Genomic DNA, 17,688 nt, shown 5'->3' on the forward strand with positions numbered 1-17,688 from the left:
ATCATTAATCCCCATTAGATTGTGAACCTGATGTTTCTCCAAGTTCTTTAGAAAGCTTACTAATTTCTTTCTCGTATTCATTGAGTTTCTTTTGCTTGTCAGAACCACTCATTTTCGTATCAGCTTTCACTTTTTCATATAAATTCGTATAAGCGTGTAAAATCAACTGAGTGTCTCCGATATTTTGAGCCACATCAAGTGCTTTTTCCAAGTCACCACGCCCTAAATAAATCCAGTAATTTAAAATGGTTTCATCTGAAGACTGAGTAATCGTATTTAAAACAGCTTCCATCTGCTCAGAATTAAGATTATCCAACTTCACAAAACTAGTTGCTAAAACATACTTGGCCGATTTCGGCAGACGATTAATACCGTAAGGTTCCAAAATATCAATAGCCTTGTCATAATCAGTTGCCATAAAAGCAGCTTGCGAATCAATCACAGCACTTTTCAGCGGTAAATCTCTCGAATATGACTTATAAGTAAAGAAGCCTAAAGTCAATGTTGCTACTGCTAGAAAAATTGCTCCAACAACTAACGCGCGCCATTGTTTTTTGTTAACTTGAACTTTGCTTTCTTTGTTTTTTTGCTCTAAACGATAACATTCTTCACTGATAAATTGATTAATTTCAGCAATCGAATGAAAGGCATTGATTTTTTCAGCGATTGTCTCACGAACTGCATCAAGTCCTTCAACCGCTAATTCAAACTCAACCTTTGGCAGTAAAATAGAAGCCACTAAAGCTTTATAAACCTTTAAGTATCGGTCTTGATTAAACACTTGAGGCGCTAAAATATGACTGACCCCATAGTGAATCAAACGAACATCATTACCAGAAATATAAATATTTTGCGGATGAAGGTAAACAACATTAAAGTCATTTGGTTTGACAGTCAGTGTCGCCACTTTTTGAGCTAAAGAATAACGCTCCAAATCTGTCGTTGCCTTAGCAATGCAAGTCGCTAAACTCTCTGAAAAAGCTGGCAACTCATATGCTAAGACCAACTCTCCATTTTCAGTCAATGATACTTGCGCCTTAACGTATTCTTTAATAAATTCTTGACTCTTTCGATCATAATCACTTGGCTGCACAGTCACTAATAACTGATTGTCTTTTTCTACAAGTTTTAAATGGTTATCCTCAAATATCATAAGTTTTAATCTCCAAAATATCCCCATTTCCTAACGGAAAATTAACTAACATCTCGTAGCGATTTAAAGTTATCGCCTTATTTTTCAAGCAAAGTTCCCAAGCTTGATTTTCCTTTTCAATAAAACCCAGCCGAGACAAAATATGTAACTCTCTTAATAACTCTTCTAGCCTAATAAGAGATAAACCTCGCGAAATTCGTAAATCAATTTGCTTATCTTGATAAGCAATCGTAATATCAATGTTGTCGAATGCCATGACGTTTCCTTCCCAAATAAATTCCCAATCCTGTCATCAAAATAAAAAAGCAAAAAACAGCAATCGAATTCAAATACGATTTCTTCTGAGATTGATTCTCTTTAGCAACTTTGTAACTCTCATCAACATGATAATTAACAAATTGCTTTGACGTCACCTTCTCAGTATCTAAGCGATAATAAGTTGTCTTTTTATTATCCTTCTTAAAAACAGAATGATTCGCAGTTGTTAGCATCTTCTTTTCTTTTTGATGTTCCTTATCGACAACTTCTTGTGTGCGATTTAAAAAAAGATTCGGCGCATAAAGCTCCTCAATGCTATTACCTGCTGACTTCTGTTTCGTGTTAGAAATAGAGTCCGTATTTAAATTTAGATTGCCGTTTTCTGCCAAAACGACTGGTGTGCTTAAAAATAAACACAAAATATAAATCCCCATTATCCCTTTTTTCATTTTCCTAAATGTCTATATTAAATTCCCTTTCATGTATGTCTCATAATTATACCACTTTTTAAGCTATCTACCAATAGCAAAATAAGCCTTTTCACTCAAATATTTTGCCATATAAAACGATATCATGAGTCCAAATTATTTATTCACCCGATGAAATAAAATTGATTTTTTACGGTTTATACTTTACAAAAAAAAATAAAAGCGTATAATTTAGAAAAAAATAAATTTTAAAGGAGATTTTTATGGCCGCTATTAGCGTAACACCAGAACAACTTAAGGAGCAAGCTCAAGTTTACACTCGTTCAAAAGAACAAATCGAGCAAGCTATCCAATCTGTAAACAGCATGAATAGCCAAATTGCTGAAGAATGGAAAGGTCAAGCTTTCAACGCTTACCTTGAACAATACAACCAACTCTACACTCAAGTTCAAAAATTTGAAGAGTTGCTTGCAAGCATCAATCAACAATTAAACAACTATGCTGAAACTGTTGCAGAACGTGATGCACAAGACTCTGCTTCATTCGGACTTAACTAATTTGTTCTGGCAAGGTGGACTGGGAGACTGTTAAAAATGCCATTAACAGAATCCACCTTTTCCAAAATTTGATTTTAACAGCTACTGTAAACCTAAGTTTACAGTAGTTTTTTTATCTTTACACTCTATATTTTTATAATATATAAAATTTTTATATATTATGCTTGACTTTTCGATTAAGCTAATTTATAGTTTATATATAAAATAATTATATATAAAAATTTTATATATTGTCAGAAAGGAATTTGCTATGTATTTTCCAACTTCTGCGACGGTTATTGAATTTCTTATCCTAGCGATTGTCGATAAAGAAGACTCTTACGGTTACGCTATTAGTCACACCATTAAAAAAGTAGCTAATATCAAAGAATCAACGCTTTATCCCATCTTAAAGAAACTCGAAAAAGCAGGTTATTTAAATACCTACCAACAAGAATACCAAGGTCGCAAACGTAAATACTATACCACTACAGAAAGCGGCAAACAACAGCTCACCTTTCTAAAGGGTGAGTGGCAATTGTACACCACTAAAATCGATGACATTGTCGAAGGGAGATTAGAGGATGACGAAAAGTGAGTACTTGGCAAAACTAGATAAATACCTCAAAAAATTGCCAAAAGAAGACTACTTGGAAGCAATGGACTATTTCAGAGAATATTTCGATGAAGCTGGTCCTGAAAACGAAGAAGAAGTTATTGCCGAACTTGGAGCACCAAAAGATGCAGCTCATGATATTATCAGTCGATTACTCGATGAAAAAATCGTTGAGGATGAAAAATCCCCTAAAAACAAAGCTGTCATTATCTGGATTGCTATCTTAGCTATTCTAGCTAGCCCAGTTGCCCTACCACTCATTTTGGCGCTACTTATGGTTATTATTACCATTTTGGCGATTGGGATTGCCATTATAGCCATGGTACTAGCTCTAGGAGTTGCTCTTTTAACATCTGGCGTTTACATGTTGGTTGACAGTTGGTCTTACCTCAGTATTGCCCCATCAACGACAGCCTTGGGAGTTGGATTGGGACTTCTATCACTCGGATTAGCACTACTAGCTCTTTTAGCTGCTGGTGCTGTTGGGAAATTCGCAGTAAAAAGTATCAGCAAATTAATTCAAAAAGCGGCAAGTAAAAGGAGAAAATCATGAAAAAGTGGACAAAAATCGTTTTAGGTATCGGGATTGGAGCTAGTTTAGCAGGAGCAGGACTATCTGGCGTCGGATTAGCAACTGGAGGTTTAACAAAACTCAATCAAAAATACGAAGTGAAATCTAAAATCAAACATCATAAAGCATCACTTGAACAATTTGATAAAATTGATATCAATGCAACAGCTTTTGATGTCACAATCGCAAAAGAAAACATTGACCAGCCTTTTATTTCCTACTCTGACAGTAAAAAACTTCCTGTTTCTTACCAAGTCACTAAAGATGGGACATTAGCCGTTAAACAAACAGGTAGTTGGAATGGTAACCACAGATCTTCCATTAATCTTTTCAGTTTAGCTGACCTTGTTAACCTAACTAAAACTGGGACAATAACCAATAAACATACCATTATCATCTCTGTTCCTGAAAATACAGACATTCAGTCAATTAAAACTAACCTAAAAGTTGGTGACTTCAAAATGAAAGCTATCTGTGCTGATTACGCTAATATCGAACTCAACGCTGGAGATTTGGATTTTACCAATTGTGCCTTTAAATCAGGAAAAAGCACCCTTTCTGTTGGGGATGCTTACTTCCAAGATTCTGATTTTACCAACTTCTCTCTAACAACCAACACAGGTGATATTGACATTGAAAATGGTAAATTAACCGACTCACATATTGACCTTTCAATTGGTGATTTTTCAGCCAACGCTATCACCTTCGAAGGAATCAATACTTTGTCAAACACCACTGGTGATATTGACATCACCTTGGCAAATAAAAACCTTACTGTCCAATCAAGCCATAGCATGGGAGACAGTGATATCTCAAGTTCCCTAATTCCTTCAACCAAAAACATCCTAAAAGTTGACGGTAATACCGGTGATATTACTATTAATTAAACTAAAAAAGGTGCCGATAGGGCACCTTTTTTATATCTTAAAATAAAAATGTCAGTAAGGCCAAAATAGCTAAACCACCTTGTTTAATAATAATTTTTCGATCAGCAGTTACACTACCATAAAGAGCTGCCAAAACAACATTCAAAAGGAAAATAACCACAACAGTTGTATTTCCTGTAAAGATACCGTAAAGCAAAAAGACAGCAATCAAACCATTATAAATCCCTTGGTTTTTAAATAGATTAGTTACTGACTCACGTTTCAACTCCTCATATGACATGTTAAAGACACGCGCTGTTGCTTTAGACTGTGTCGCAAATGTCTCTAAATACATAATGTAAAAATGTTCCAAAGCTACTAAAGCAGCTAAAATCAGTGTAATAATTGACATTATTTCCCCTCTTTCTCATAACCTACAGATTTGACACACCTGTAAACTCATCGTAAACGTTTTTAAATTAATCGACTTTTGTTAAGTATACAAAAGCTTAAGACATTCTTCAAATGATTTGCCTACAAAAAAACAGAGGATAGGAAACCTATCACTCTGCATCTTGTTTTCTATAAATGACAAGGCCTAAGACCATGAAGGCAAGAAGGAAACCAGTTAGAACAGCAACTTCTTTACCATTTGAGCATGTCATTGAAATTGTTTGACGTAATCCAGTAACAATGTATGACATTGGCATGTATGGGTGAACGACTTGGAAGAACTTAGGACTAAGTTCAATTGGATATGAACCACCAGCAGAACCCACTTGCAACAACAACATAATCAATGAAGCAAATGAACCGTAGCGATTATCCCAACCGACTAATGCTGTTACAAGAGCCATCAATGTCCAACCACTCAAAATAATGAAGAGTAGTGTTTGCCAACCATAGTTAGCTTCAAATCCAAGGAATTGAATAGCAGCGTAAAGAATTACTGAACCTGCTGTTGAAATCAAACCATTGATGAACAATTTTTGTTTTGCCCATTCAAAGCGATTCTTAACAGGACGTCCTGATAATGAATCAGCAAAGATAACATTTGTTGAAAGAGCAACAACCATAAGTGATACAGCAATCATGTAAGGCGCCATACCAATACCATTGGTTCTTACACTATCTTTATCTTTAGCAGCTGTAGATACAGGAGCAGAAACCATTTTCGCATTCTTACTATCTACTGAAACTAATGATAATTGATGACTAGCATCAGATAATGAGCTTGTCAACGTTGTCAAGCCATCTGTCAATGTTGTCAAGCCATTTGTCAATGTGCCACTACCATCAGCCAATTTACTTGAACCAGAAGCCAATTCTTGTGCTCCCGATTGCAATTTCTTAGCACCACTATTTAGTTTATCATTGTTTGAAGCTAACTTGTTAGCAACATCAGCTGCTTTCTTAGTACCGCTTCTTAACTCATCACTTTTAGAATCGAGTTGATTAGCGCCGTCTCTTGCTTGTTTAACGCCGCCTGCTACTTCATTAGCACCATTTGCTAACTTATCATTTTTCGCAGCTAAAGCTGAAGTTACAAATTGAACTTGAGCAAGACCATTACTTAATTGAGGACTATTTGAAACAAGTGCGTTACTACCTGTGCTCAATTGTGAGGTAACAGCTAGTAGCTGCTCATTAGCACCAGCTATTTTATTAGCGCCGGTAGTTAATTGGCCAACAACTGCTGTATAATTAGAAACACCTGAAGCATAGGCTGAAAGTGCTGTGTCTGAGAAACCAGCTTTAAACTGTGTCAAACCATCTACTAATTGTTGGCTTCCTGCGCTAGCAGCAGAGCTACTAGCTTTCAAGGTAGCTACTTTATCAAGAAGAGCTGATAAATTCGTTAATTGTGTTGATAAACCTTGAAGCGAAGCAAGTTGTGTTTGAATACCAGAAATTTGATTTACCAAATTATTCGCAGTTGCTGCACCAGTACTATTTGTAATAGCTGCATCAATTTCAGCTTGTTGTTCTGAGCTAAGCCCTTGGTAAGCTGAAGTTGCTTGAACAGCCGCTAAATCTGAGCTATTAATAGATGAAATTGCTGAACTCATCGCAGATAGACTTTGCCCTAGTTGATTTAGCTCATTAAGACTGGCTTGCAATTGTGATGTATCTGGTAAGCTTGTATTATCTAGTTCAGTTTGAAGGGCTTGCAAACCATTATTAAGATTTGTCGCACCTGCGATTAATTGATCTAAATTGTTACTACTTACTGTTTGTAATTGATTAATACCATCAGTTAACTCTTTAGATTTAGCATTTAATTGAGTTAAACCTGCTGATAGTTGATCTACACCATCAGTATACGATGTTAAAGCTGTTGCAAAAGCTGTTTGACCTGCTGAGATTTTTGAAACACCGTTAGCATATGTATTAAAACCTTGTGTCAATTGAGGCATAACTTTAGCAACCTTACCTTCAACAGTGGTGTACTCTGTCACACCTGCTGATACTTGATCAGCACCTGTTGACAATTTTGGCAAGTTTGCTGATAATTGGCCAACTCCATTTGTATAAGGAAGAATTCCTCCATACAAAGCATCAAGACCAGGTGCTAATTGTCCAACACCGTCTGTATATTCACCGAGACCATTAACAAGTGTTGTTGAGCCATCAGCGAGCTGTTGACTTCCTGAAGCGGCTTTATTTAGGTTATCTGTAATAGTTTGGCTACCTGATTCAAGTTTTTGACTACCATCAACTAATTGATTACCACCATCGCTAGCCTTTTTCAAACCATCTTGCAAGTCTGTCATGCTCTTGAAGACAGCTTTTGTATAAGTCTTTGTAATATTTTCTGAAACAGTATCTTTAAGCTTAGTCATTGCTGATTCACTCATTTTTGAGGCAACCACGCTACGACCAGCTGTTGTTTGATACTTAATGTTTAATTTCTTCGGATTATCCGTTAATAAGCTAGAGGCTTTCTCTGACAAATCTTCTGGTAATGTGATAACCATGTAGTAATCGCCATCTTTTAAACCTTTATCAGCTTTTTTCTGACTGACAAAGTGATAATCAAGGGCTTTATTTTTAGACATACTGTCTACCATGTCATCACCGATTGTCAATGTTTTATCATTTAGCGTTGCTGACTTATCCTCGTTAACAACTGCCACTGGTAAATTCTCTACATTCCCATAAGGGTCCCACATAGAGCCTAAGAATGACAAGTTATAAAGAGCTGGAACAAGCGCAACCCCAATCATTGTTACCCAAAGTTTGGGACTTTTAATAAGTGCTTTTAATTCTTCTAACATATTTTCTCCTAATTTAGACACACTGTTCAAAAATTATGATAAAATATATTATACAGAGATATGAAATAATTTCAAGACAAAAGAAGGAGTTTTTGGACACTCTGTCTAAAAGTGTTCAAAAGAAATTGTTTATGGCACATGACAACCGCAAAGCAAACACTAAGAGGGCTATTCAAGAAGCTATGGTTAGCCTCTTAAAAACAGAAAGTTTTGATGATATTACAACAATCAAGTTGGCCAAAGAAGCTGGTATTAGCCGCTCTAGCTTCTATACTCATTACAAAGATAAATTTGAGTTAATTGATTCTTGCCAACAAACGCTCTTTAATCAGGTTGAATACATTTTTGAAAAACACGAAGGCAATAAAGCTCAAGCCTTTTTGGAAATTTTTGAATTTCTAAAACGTGAACAGCTCTTATCTGCCTTGATTTCAGCTAACGGAACTCGTGAATTCCAAGCTTTTATCATTAATAAAGTACGTATTTTCATTAATACTGATTTACAAGACCGTTTTGGCCGTGACGAATTGAGTCCTGTTGAGAGAGAATACAGCAGTATTTACTTCGCCTATGCCTTTTTCGGCCTTTGCCAATCTTGGATTGCTAAAGGTAAAAAAGAATCACCACGCCAAATGACTAATCTCATCCTAAAACTTTTGCCGCTTTAACAAAAGCCACCATAAAGGTGGCTTTTTATATTCAATAAAAAATAAAAAAAACCACGGAAAAACCGTGGTTTTAAACACTTCAATAAACAGTGAATTAAAGCATTTTGTTGTAGTATTCAACGATAAGAGCTTCGTTGATTTCTGGGTTGATTTCATCGCGTTCTGGAAGACGAGTCAATGAACCTTCAAGTTTTTCAGCGTCGAATGATACGAATGCTGGACGTCCAAGAGTAGCTTCAACAGCTTCAAGGATAGCAGGTACTTTAGCTGATTTTTCGCGAACTGAGATAACTTGACCTGGAGTTACGCGGTATGAAGGGATATCAACACGTTTACCGTCAACAAGGATGTGACCGTGGTTAACGAATTGACGAGCTTGACGACGAGTAGTTGCAAGACCTAGACGGTAAACAACGTTGTCAAGACGACGTTCCAAAAGAACCATAAAGTTGAAACCAAGAGTTCCACCTTTAACTTTAGTAGCTTGTACGAACAAGTTACGGAATTGTTTTTCACCTACACCGTAAGTGAAACGAAGTTTTTGTTTTTCAGCCAATTGCAAACCGTATTCAGAAAGTTTGCTACGGTTGTTAGGGCCGTGTTGACCTGGCACGTAGTTACGACGTGCTAATTCTTTACCTGTACCTGTAAGAGACAAGCCAAGGCGACGAGATTGTTTCCATGATGGACCTGTATAACGTGACATTTAAAATGTCCTCCTATAAAATAAAAATTTTGTAGGAAATAACAATTTAGAGAATCCTGATTCGTGCAGGTGACTTTCATCTAAACAGCCAAGATTACTTTTCCGACTTCTAGAAGCTTTTCTATAGGAAGAAAAACTGTAGAAGAGCCAACTGTTGACGAGCTTCATACTCTCCCGCTATTATTTCACACGGAATTTAGTTTAACATAAAAAAAAGGCTCTGTAAAGCCTTTTGTATGTTAATTCTTAGATAAAATTAATCAAAATAACGAATCAATGTTTTTTCAGTTAAAATGTCTGAATAAGTGTATGATTCAACGTATGAATTATTAATCGCACCTGGAACATCAGAGTTTTCATTGTATTCAACGATAAACAATGATGGGTAAACTTCAGTCAAACGACCAATTTTATTTTTTTCACGTTTACGACCATTTTCGAGTGTCAATTCAACCAATTGACCTTCGTGGGCTTTAATATCTTCTTTGATTTTTTTCATTTTTGCTACATCTGCAAATGCATCACTCATCTTATCGTTTGCTCCTTATAAAAGTTTTTTTGCTTAACGCTCTTCAAATTGCGCAATACTAGAGAATTTATTATATTCCTTTTGGAAGATTAATTTCACCGTTCCACGCGCACCTGAACGGTTTTTCTCCAAGATAACTTCAATCGTATTATCCTCAACAGCATCATCGCTTTCTTCACCTTCACGACGATAATAATCATCACGGTATAAGAAAGCTACAATATCCGCATCCTGCTCGATAGATCCAGATTCACGAATATCTGACAAAACTGGTCGTTTATCTTGACGTTGTTCAACACCACGAGACAACTGACTCAAGGCAATAACAGGAACCTTCAATTCCTTAGCCAAAATCTTCAACTGACGTGAAATATCAGAAACCTCTTGTTGACGGTTCTCCGGACGTGTCCCTGTAATCAACTGAAGATAGTCAATCACAATCAAACCAAGTCCACCTTCGACCTCTTGTGACAACTTGCGGGCACGCGCACGAATTTCAGTAATCTTGATACCAGGCGTATCATCAATATAAATTGGTGCATCAGCCAAAGCTCCTTGAGCAATGGTAATGTTATTCCATTCTTGATCGGTTAGCTGACCAGTTCTAAGGTTGTGAGAATCAACCATCCCCTCAGCAGCCAACATACGGTCAACCAAACTTTCAGCACCCATTTCCAGAGAGAAGATAGCTACAGGTCTATTTTGCTTAGTCCCAACATTTTGAGCAATATTCAAAGCAAAGGCTGTTTTCCCGACGGCTGGGCGGGCAGCTAGAATAACTAACTGATCTGGGTGTAAACCTGTCGTAATCTTATCCAAATCACGGAATCCTGTTGGTAAACCAGTAACATCGCTCGTTTGACGCGAACGAATTTCCAAGTTCTCATAGTTAACTTTCAAGACATCCGAAATCTTACGGAAACCACTACGATTGCTGTGCTCATTAATTTCAATAAGTGCTTTTTCAGCTCCCGCAATGACATCTTCTGAATCGGTTGCCCCTTCATAAGCAAGATTTACAGTCTCAGTCAACCTAGAGATAATATTACGCAACATTGCTTTTTCGGCAACAATCTTAGCATAATATTCAGCATTGGCACTTGTCGGTACACTGTTGACCAATTCAACAATATAAGACAAGCCACCAATATTTTGTAAATCACCTTGATCATCAAGAATCGTTCTTACAGTCGTTGCATCAATAGCCTCATTACGATCACTCAAAGTAATCATGGCTTTAAAAATAACGCGGTGCGAGTATTTATAAAAGTCATCTGGGCTAACAAATTCACGGACAGTAATGAGTTTATCTGGTGAGATAAAAATAGAACCTAAGACAGATTGCTCTGCTAACAAATCCTGTGGCTGAACTCTCAATTCTGGCTCTTCTGCCAATCTTTTCACCTCCCCTAGTAAGCTCAAATATTATTATGCTTCTTTAATGTTTAATTTGATTTCAGCAGTAACTTCTTTATGTAATTTCACAGGTACTTCAACAGAACCAATTGCACGAATTGGATGGTCCAAATTAATCGCACGTTTGTTGATTTTTAGACCAAATTGTTTTGATAATTCTTCAACAATTTTTTTAGCAGTAATTGAACCAAATGTACGTCCATCAGGTCCAACTTTTTCAGTAAACTTAACAACAGTTTCTTCTTTTTCAAGCTCAGCTTTAAGAGCTTTAGCTTCAGCTAAGACTTCAGCTTGAGCTTTTTCTTCTGATTTTTGTTTACCTTTTAATTCACCAATTGCTTGGTTAGTAGCTTCTTTAGCAAGATTTTTCTTAATCAAAAAGTTTTGAGCATATCCTGTTGGAACTTCTTTGATTTCGCCTTTTTTACCTTTTCCTTTAACATCTGCTAGAAAAATTACTTTCATCTCTCTGCCTCCATATTTTCTCTTAAATCATTTTCAATCACATCAAGTAAAGCACTCTCTGCTTGGCTCACTGACATATTTTCCAACTGACATGCAGCTAGTGTAAAGTGACCGCCACCACCGAGTTCTTCCATCATGCGCTGAACATTAATCTTACTACGGCTACGCGCTGAAATAGCAACTTTATTTAGAGCAACTTGCACCAAAACAAATGTCGCCTCAATACCAGCTAAAGATAGCATGGTATCAGCCGCCTTACTAGCAACCACTTTACTATAATTGACACCATCACGCCCGCTAGCGATGATAATGTTATCGTAAATTTTTCGGCCTCTAAGGATTAACTCATTAACCAATCGATATTCCTCAAAATCCGTTTGAGAAATATTTTGAATTTCAATACTATCACTTCCGTGAGCTCGAAGATAACTTGCAACATCAAATGTTCGACTTGTAACGCTAGCTGAGAAATTCTTCGTATCAAGCATAATACCAGCCATCAAGACACTCGCTTGAATTTTACTCAAACGCTTCTTAGCATTCTGGAATTGAATCAACTCTGTAACTAACTCACTAGCACTACTTGCTCCACTTTCAATGAAAGTTAAAACAGCATTTTCTGGGAAATTATCATCACGGCGATGATGGTCGACAACAATCACGTCTGTAAACTTATTGTAAAGCTTTTGCGATAAAGTCAAATCAATCTTAGAATGATCAACCATAATTAACAATGAGCGTTCTGTCATCATTGACATCGCCTGCTTAATAGTAATAAGTCGTGTCTTAGCATCTTCTTGCAATCTTTTGACGGCACGCGTAATATCTGGGCTCATCTCATCTGGATTGTAAACCACATAAGATTCTTCGTTGATATTACTTGCGAAGAATTGCATCCCTACAGCTGAACCGAGGGCATCCATATCAATATTACGGTGACCAACCACAAAGACACGGTCAACACCTTTGATATGATCTGAGATAGCTGTCATCATAGCACGCGTACGTGTACGTGTACGCTTGACAGTAGATACTGAACCACCACCAAAATACAATGGTTTCTTATGCTCGTCGTTTTCACAAATAACAACCTGATCACCACCACGAACAAGTGCCGTATTCAAATTCTGCAAAGCTACTTGTCCAATTTGTTGATGATTATCATCACCATAAGAAACACCCATACTAAGAGTTAATGGCAAATTATGTTCTTCTTTAGCTTGTTTTCGAAAAGCTTCCAAAACATCAAATTTATCGTCAATCAAACTACTCAACACAGCATAATCTGTGAAAAAGTAGAATCGATCCATGTTAACACGGCGATAAAAAATATTTTTTGACTTCGTAAAATTCGAAATGAAGTTGGCAATAAAGCTATTGATTTGTGAAATCTCAGCATCTGACAAATCATCTGTCACATCATCGTAGTTATCAATGGAAATAATCCCAATGACTGGACGCAAAAAGGCCGCATCTCCCAGCTGACGATTTCCCATAGATGTGTCAAAGAAATAGAAAATCCCAGTTGATGAATCGATGTAAGATGAATATTTATTGCCATTTAACTCAAATGTTTGGCTGGCATCTCCTTCTCGCTTATTTCCAATAATTCTGCGAATGATGTCATCCTCAAACTCTCCTTCTTCACTAGTGAAAATAAGCTCTGCGTATGGATTGAACCATTCTACCTCATTTGTTTCTTGATCAAACTGAACTACCCCTACTGGCATTTGTTCCAACAGGTGTTTTAAGCCAACTTCTGTTTGGTCATTTAATAATTCAATTTGTTCAAGTTCCGATAACTCGTAATTTTCTTTTTGATAGTAGAGCAAAGCTACAAGTAAAGAAAGCGCCAAAAAGATTGCAGCTAAGATAGCTGACTCCGTCTGAAAAAGTCTGACACAAATAGCCAAGATGCCAAATAAAATAAGGCCAATCATGACTAAGTGGATAGTTGCAAATCGAAATCTTTTCATTGGTTAACCTCTTAGCTTACAATTATACCATAAAATAGCCTTAATTTATAGTAGGAAAGCAGAAAAGCAACCCCAGTCAATAAGGGTTGCTTTCTTGTTTTAATGCTGCTTAATCTTCTTGGTTACGATGGTGTTTTTGTTTGCCTTCCAAGTAAACCATCAAGATAGAAATATCAGCTGGGTTAACCCCTGAAATACGGCTTGCTTGTCCGATAGTTTCAGGATTAATTTTCTTGAATTTTTGACGAGCTTCTGTCGCAATAGAATCGATATCATCCCAATCAATATTAGCAGGGATGCGTTTTTCTTCCATGCGTTTCATCTTAGCCACTTGATCAAGCGCTTTGTTGATGTAACCTTCGTATTTGATTTCAGTTTCCAAAAGTTCAATTACTTTACTATCAAGTTTTTCTTCAGCAGGACCGACAAAACTTGTTGCAATTTCATAATTGATTTCTGGACGACGCATGAATTCTTTTGCTGTCAAGGCGTCTGTCAATGGTTTGAAACCAAGTGCTTCAATACGTGCATTAGTTTCCTTGACTGGCTTGATTTTAAGACTTGACAATCTTGTCAACTCATTGTCAAATTGACGTTTACGGTTCAAGTAACGTTCATAGCGTTCTTCATCAACCAAACCAACACGGTGACCAATTTCAGTCAAACGCATATCGGCATTATCATGACGCAAAATCAAACGATATTCTGCACGACTTGTCAACAAACGATAAGGTTCCAAAGTTCCTTTTGTTACCAAGTCATCAATCATAACACCAATGTAAGCATCACTACGTTTTAGAATCATTTCTGGTTTACCTTGAACTTTAAGTGCGGCATTGATACCAGCAACAATCCCTTGTCCTGCAGCTTCTTCATAACCTGATGTACCATTGGTTTGACCTGCAGTAAAGAGACCAGAAATTTTCTTAGTTTCAAGTGTTGCACGCAATTGGTGTGGCAAAACGATATCATACTCAATCGCATAACCTGTACGCATCATTTCAGCATTTTCAAGCCCTTTAATTGAGTGAACCAATTCTTTTTGAACATCCTCAGGAAGACTTGTTGACAATCCTTGAATGTAAACTTCTTCAGTTTCGCGTCCTTCAGGTTCTAGGAAAAGTTGGTGACGTTCTTTGTCCGCAAATCGAACAATTTTATCTTCGATAGATGGGCAGTAACGAGGACCTACCCCTTTAACAATCCCTGAGAACATTGGGGCACGATAAAGGTTTTTATTGATAATATCGTGGCTTGTTTGGTTAGTATATGTCAACCAGCAAGGAATTTGATCTTTGAGATAATCTTCATCATTTGACATGAATGAGAAATGATTTGGTTTTTCATCACCTGGTTGAATTTCTGTTTCGTCATAATTGATAGAACTTGCTTTAACACGTGGTGGTGTTCCTGTTTTGAAACGACCAATTTCAAGACCAAGCTCTTTCAAGTTATCAGCAAGTCCGATAGAAGCCAAGCTGTTATTAGGACCAGATGAATATTTGAGTTCTCCTAAAATGATTTCTCCACGAAGAGCTGTACCTGTAGTGATAACAACTGCTTTGGCTGAAAATTTCTGGTTAGTAGCTGTACGAACACCAACAACTTTTCCATCTTCAACTAAAACTTCTTCAATCATTGATTGACGCAAAGTCAAGTTTTCTTGTTGTTCAACAGTATGCTTCATTGTACGTGAGTAAAGGGCCTTATCAGCTTGAGCACGAAGAGCACGCACCGCTGGACCTTTACCAGTATTAAGCATTTTCATTTGGATGTAAGTCTTGTCAATGTTTTTACCCATTTCTCCACCAAGGGCATCGATTTCACGAACGACAATCCCTTTAGCAGAACCTCCGATTGCAGGGTTACATGGCATAAAGGATAACATTTCCAAGTTGATTGTAGCGAGCATTGTTTTACAACCCATACGAGCTGCAGCCAAACTAGCTTCGACACCAGCATGCCCTGCACCAACAACAATTACATCATAATTTTCAGCAAATTCATGTATCATGATTTTAATTACAATATCAAGTAAACCTTAGCCAACTTTCAATCAAACAAAATGGTCAAAAAATCAGCTAACCTACTTAAAGCATTCCTTTCCAAATATAAAATGATTTCTAAAACACAAAAATGATCAAAGCTTTGAAAATGTAAACCAAAAAGGCCTACAATTCCCATGAGCTTTGACCATCATCGTCATTGTTATGATTATTGTATCAAATTGAGTTAAAAAGTCAATTTAATTGCTGATAATTTTTCAAGCAATAATTGATTTTTTCCGTTCATCATCATATCGTTATAAAAACCTTCTCGAAGTAGGATTTTTCGAAGAAGATTACGATCAAGTTGATCTAGAATATCAATAAAAGAGCGTTTAGTGATTGTTGCTAATTCAACCACTTTGTCAGTATCTTGTCGTTTGCGTCCAGCATCTTCTTTGGGATAACCACAACCAAAGTCATCTTCAAATAACTTATCTAAAGTGTACTGTAAATTCAGTTCACCAGACCAGCCAAAATTTAGTCCCAAAGGTAAAGAAGCGACATTGCCATTATTAATACGGCCAAAAAGATAAGCATCTTGTGGTGTTTGGATAAAACCACAACGTAAGCCAGGTAAGCTATTACAAGCAAGCATCATCCCCTGACCTGATGAACAACCTGTTACAACAAAATCAAGGGTTTGCGTTTCAATCAATAGACTAATCATAACAGCCACTTCGACATATGAAAAGTTATCTGTCTCTTCTGGAAACATCCCAAAGTTAACAACTTCGTGTGCTCCCTTTACAGCTTTCTGTACTGACTGAAACAAGAGTTCATTAATGTCAGATCTTGTACTCGCTTGAATAACTCCCACTCTCATAAAATATTCTCCTAGCTCCTACTTTCAAAAGAAGTTGATGCCGTTGTCAACCCTTGCTTTACAAAGTTGTCAATTAGATGTATTGGCAAGCAACGCCGTTTTTATAAGCCATATCGATGATTCCGCCACCTAGGCATTCTTCACCGTCGTAGAATACAACAGCTTGACCTGGTGTGATAGCACGTTGTGGTTCATCAAAGACAACTTCTGCTTTGTCACCTTTAACATGAACAGTAACTTTTGAATCAGGTTGACGATAACGGAATTTTGCAGTAACTTCCATTGTAAATTCTTCAGGCATGTCACGTGTAAAGTGAATACTTGAAGCATCAAGGCTAGTTGACATTAGTGATTCATGGTAGAAGCCTTGACCAACGTAAAGAATATTTTTTGAAAGGTCTTTTCCGACAACAAACCAAGGAGCATTGTCGCCACCTTGTTGACCACCGATACCAAGACCTCCACGTTGACCGATTGTGTAATACATCAAGCCAGCGTGTTCACCCATATCACGGCCATCAACAGTCATCATGCGACCTTTTTGAGCTGGTAAATATTGACTAAGGAATTGTTTAAAGTTCTTTTCACCAATAAAGCAAATTCCTGTTGAATCTTTTTTCTTAGCTGTTGCAAGTCCCGCGTGTTCAGCAATTTTACGCACTTCTGGTTTTTCCAAGTGACCAAGTGGGAACATTACTTTTTGCAATTGTTCTTGTGACAATTGACTCAAGAAATAAGTTTGGTCTTTGTTATTATCTGCGCCGCGAAGCATGTGAACTGTACCATCTTCATCGCGAGAGACTTGTGCGTAGTGCCCAGTTGCTACATAATCAGCACCAAGTGTCATAGCGTAATCGAGGAAGGCTTTAAATTTGATTTCCTTATTACACATTACATCTGGATTTGGCGTACGTCCTGCACGGTATTCCGCAAGGAAGTATTCGAAGACACGATCCCAATACTCTTTTTCAAAGTTAACAGAGTAATACGGAATGCCGATTTGGTCAGCAACAGCTGCTACGTCTTTGTAATCTTCGGTTGCTGTACACACACCGAATTCATCTGTGTCATCCCAGTTTTTCATGAAAACACCAATAACGTCGTAACCTTGTTCTTTCAAAAGAAGAGCAGTTACAGACGAATCAACGCCTCCACTCATACCAACAACAACACGTGTTTTTGAATTATCTGTCATGATAATCCTCCCATCAAGATATTTTTTTCGAACATAGGCTTGAAGGGCCCAGTTTTTCAAAAATCGATTTGAAGGTCGATTTTGAGCGCAGAAATCCACGCGAAGACTATTATAACATGAATTTCCAGTTATGTAAGGCATTTAGACTTATTTTTA

The 17,688-nt window shown here is 37.1% G+C and carries 18 protein-coding genes; 5 read left to right on the plus strand and 13 right to left on the minus strand.

Annotated elements, in window-relative coordinates:
- Positions 1 to 4: 4 nt before the first annotated feature.
- Genes essB through essA form a run of 3 tightly spaced genes read right to left on the minus strand, consistent with a single transcriptional unit; the run spans position 5 to position 1,860 of the window.
- Entirely contained in the window at positions 5 to 1,153 is a 1,149-nt protein-coding gene (gene essB, locus BLR83_RS07310; RefSeq protein WP_074561035.1) for a type VII secretion protein EssB, read from the minus strand.
- On the minus strand, positions 1,143 to 1,409 hold the full coding sequence (locus BLR83_RS07315; protein WP_074561036.1) for an EsaB/YukD family protein: 267 nt from the start codon (positions 1,407 to 1,409) through the stop codon (positions 1,143 to 1,145). Before BLR83_RS07315 ends, essB begins: the two co-directional genes overlap by 11 nt.
- Positions 1,390 to 1,860 carry a type VII secretion protein EssA gene (gene essA, locus BLR83_RS07320; RefSeq protein ID WP_074561037.1) on the minus strand — a complete coding sequence of 157 codons (471 nt, stop codon included), beginning with the start codon at positions 1,858 to 1,860 and terminating at the stop codon, positions 1,390 to 1,392. Before essA ends, BLR83_RS07315 begins: the two co-directional genes overlap by 20 nt.
- A gap of 242 nt (positions 1,861 to 2,102) precedes the next feature.
- Between essA and BLR83_RS07325 the strand changes: the two genes are divergently transcribed.
- The 4 genes from BLR83_RS07325 (at position 2,103) to BLR83_RS07340 (ending at position 4,449) form a co-directional block, all read left to right on the plus strand.
- Positions 2,103 to 2,396, plus strand: coding sequence for a WXG100 family type VII secretion target (locus BLR83_RS07325; RefSeq protein WP_021143347.1), 294 nt, complete (start codon positions 2,103 to 2,105; stop codon positions 2,394 to 2,396).
- A gap of 250 nt (positions 2,397 to 2,646) precedes the next feature.
- Positions 2,647 to 2,973 carry a PadR family transcriptional regulator gene (locus tag BLR83_RS07330; protein ID WP_074561038.1) on the plus strand — a complete coding sequence of 109 codons (327 nt, stop codon included), beginning with the start codon at positions 2,647 to 2,649 and terminating at the stop codon, positions 2,971 to 2,973.
- The gene (locus BLR83_RS07335; RefSeq protein ID WP_074561039.1) at positions 2,960 to 3,544 is read left to right on the plus strand and encodes a DUF1700 domain-containing protein; all 585 of its coding nucleotides are present in this window, start codon (positions 2,960 to 2,962) and stop codon (positions 3,542 to 3,544) included. The genes BLR83_RS07330 and BLR83_RS07335 overlap by 14 nt, the downstream gene beginning before the upstream one ends.
- Positions 3,541 to 4,449, plus strand: a complete 909-nt coding sequence (locus BLR83_RS07340; protein WP_074561040.1) for a DUF4097 family beta strand repeat-containing protein — start codon at positions 3,541 to 3,543, stop codon at positions 4,447 to 4,449. Before BLR83_RS07335 ends, BLR83_RS07340 begins: the two co-directional genes overlap by 4 nt.
- A gap of 37 nt (positions 4,450 to 4,486) precedes the next feature.
- Here the strand turns inward: BLR83_RS07340 and BLR83_RS07345 are convergent, their stop codons facing one another.
- Both BLR83_RS07345 and BLR83_RS07350 read right to left on the minus strand, forming a co-directional pair.
- Entirely contained in the window at positions 4,487 to 4,840 is a 354-nt protein-coding gene (locus BLR83_RS07345; protein WP_074561041.1) for a DUF1304 domain-containing protein, read from the minus strand.
- 151 nt (positions 4,841 to 4,991) lie between these two features.
- Positions 4,992 to 7,706 carry a YhgE/Pip domain-containing protein gene (locus tag BLR83_RS07350; protein ID WP_074561042.1) on the minus strand — a complete coding sequence of 905 codons (2,715 nt, stop codon included), beginning with the start codon at positions 7,704 to 7,706 and terminating at the stop codon, positions 4,992 to 4,994.
- 131 nt (positions 7,707 to 7,837) lie between these two features.
- On the opposite strand from BLR83_RS07350, the gene BLR83_RS07355 reads away from it, so the two are divergent.
- The gene (locus BLR83_RS07355) at positions 7,838 to 8,374 is read left to right on the plus strand and encodes a TetR/AcrR family transcriptional regulator (protein WP_039696208.1); all 537 of its coding nucleotides are present in this window, start codon (positions 7,838 to 7,840) and stop codon (positions 8,372 to 8,374) included.
- Between the two features lie 94 nt (positions 8,375 to 8,468).
- On the opposite strand, the gene rpsD is transcribed toward BLR83_RS07355, so the two are convergent.
- From rpsD to mnmA, 8 genes are all read right to left on the minus strand, one after another.
- Complete coding sequence (gene rpsD, locus BLR83_RS07360; protein WP_004233633.1) at positions 8,469 to 9,080, minus strand: 30S ribosomal protein S4; 612 nt, start codon at positions 9,078 to 9,080, stop codon at positions 8,469 to 8,471.
- A gap of 256 nt (positions 9,081 to 9,336) precedes the next feature.
- Positions 9,337 to 9,609 (minus strand): Veg family protein, encoded by a 273-nt coding sequence (locus tag BLR83_RS07365; RefSeq protein WP_004233634.1) that lies wholly within the window; start codon positions 9,607 to 9,609, stop codon positions 9,337 to 9,339.
- 33 nt (positions 9,610 to 9,642) lie between these two features.
- Positions 9,643 to 11,004: a replicative DNA helicase gene (gene dnaB, locus BLR83_RS07370; RefSeq protein WP_039696105.1), complete on the minus strand. Its 1,362-nt coding sequence runs from the start codon at positions 11,002 to 11,004 to the stop codon at positions 9,643 to 9,645.
- A 33-nt stretch (positions 11,005 to 11,037) separates the two neighbouring features.
- Positions 11,038 to 11,490, minus strand: a complete 453-nt coding sequence (gene rplI, locus BLR83_RS07375) for a 50S ribosomal protein L9 (protein WP_006531457.1) — start codon at positions 11,488 to 11,490, stop codon at positions 11,038 to 11,040.
- Positions 11,487 to 13,466: a DHH family phosphoesterase gene (locus tag BLR83_RS07380; RefSeq protein WP_074561044.1), complete on the minus strand. Its 1,980-nt coding sequence runs from the start codon at positions 13,464 to 13,466 to the stop codon at positions 11,487 to 11,489. The genes rplI and BLR83_RS07380 overlap by 4 nt, the downstream gene beginning before the upstream one ends.
- 109 nt (positions 13,467 to 13,575) lie before the next feature.
- A complete protein-coding gene (gene mnmG / locus BLR83_RS07385) occupies positions 13,576 to 15,480 on the minus strand; it encodes a tRNA uridine-5-carboxymethylaminomethyl(34) synthesis enzyme MnmG (RefSeq protein ID WP_074561045.1) in 1,905 nt (634 codons plus the stop codon).
- A 218-nt stretch (positions 15,481 to 15,698) separates the two neighbouring features.
- Positions 15,699 to 16,337, minus strand: coding sequence for an RpiB/LacA/LacB family sugar-phosphate isomerase (locus BLR83_RS07390; protein WP_074561046.1), 639 nt, complete (start codon positions 16,335 to 16,337; stop codon positions 15,699 to 15,701).
- Between the two features lie 73 nt (positions 16,338 to 16,410).
- Positions 16,411 to 17,532 carry a tRNA 2-thiouridine(34) synthase MnmA gene (mnmA, locus tag BLR83_RS07395; RefSeq protein WP_074561047.1) on the minus strand — a complete coding sequence of 374 codons (1,122 nt, stop codon included), beginning with the start codon at positions 17,530 to 17,532 and terminating at the stop codon, positions 16,411 to 16,413.
- Positions 17,533 to 17,688: the final 156 nt, after the last annotated feature.

This window comes from Streptococcus equinus, assembly GCF_900101445.1.
GTDB lineage: Bacteria > Bacillota > Bacilli > Lactobacillales > Streptococcaceae > Streptococcus > Streptococcus equinus_B.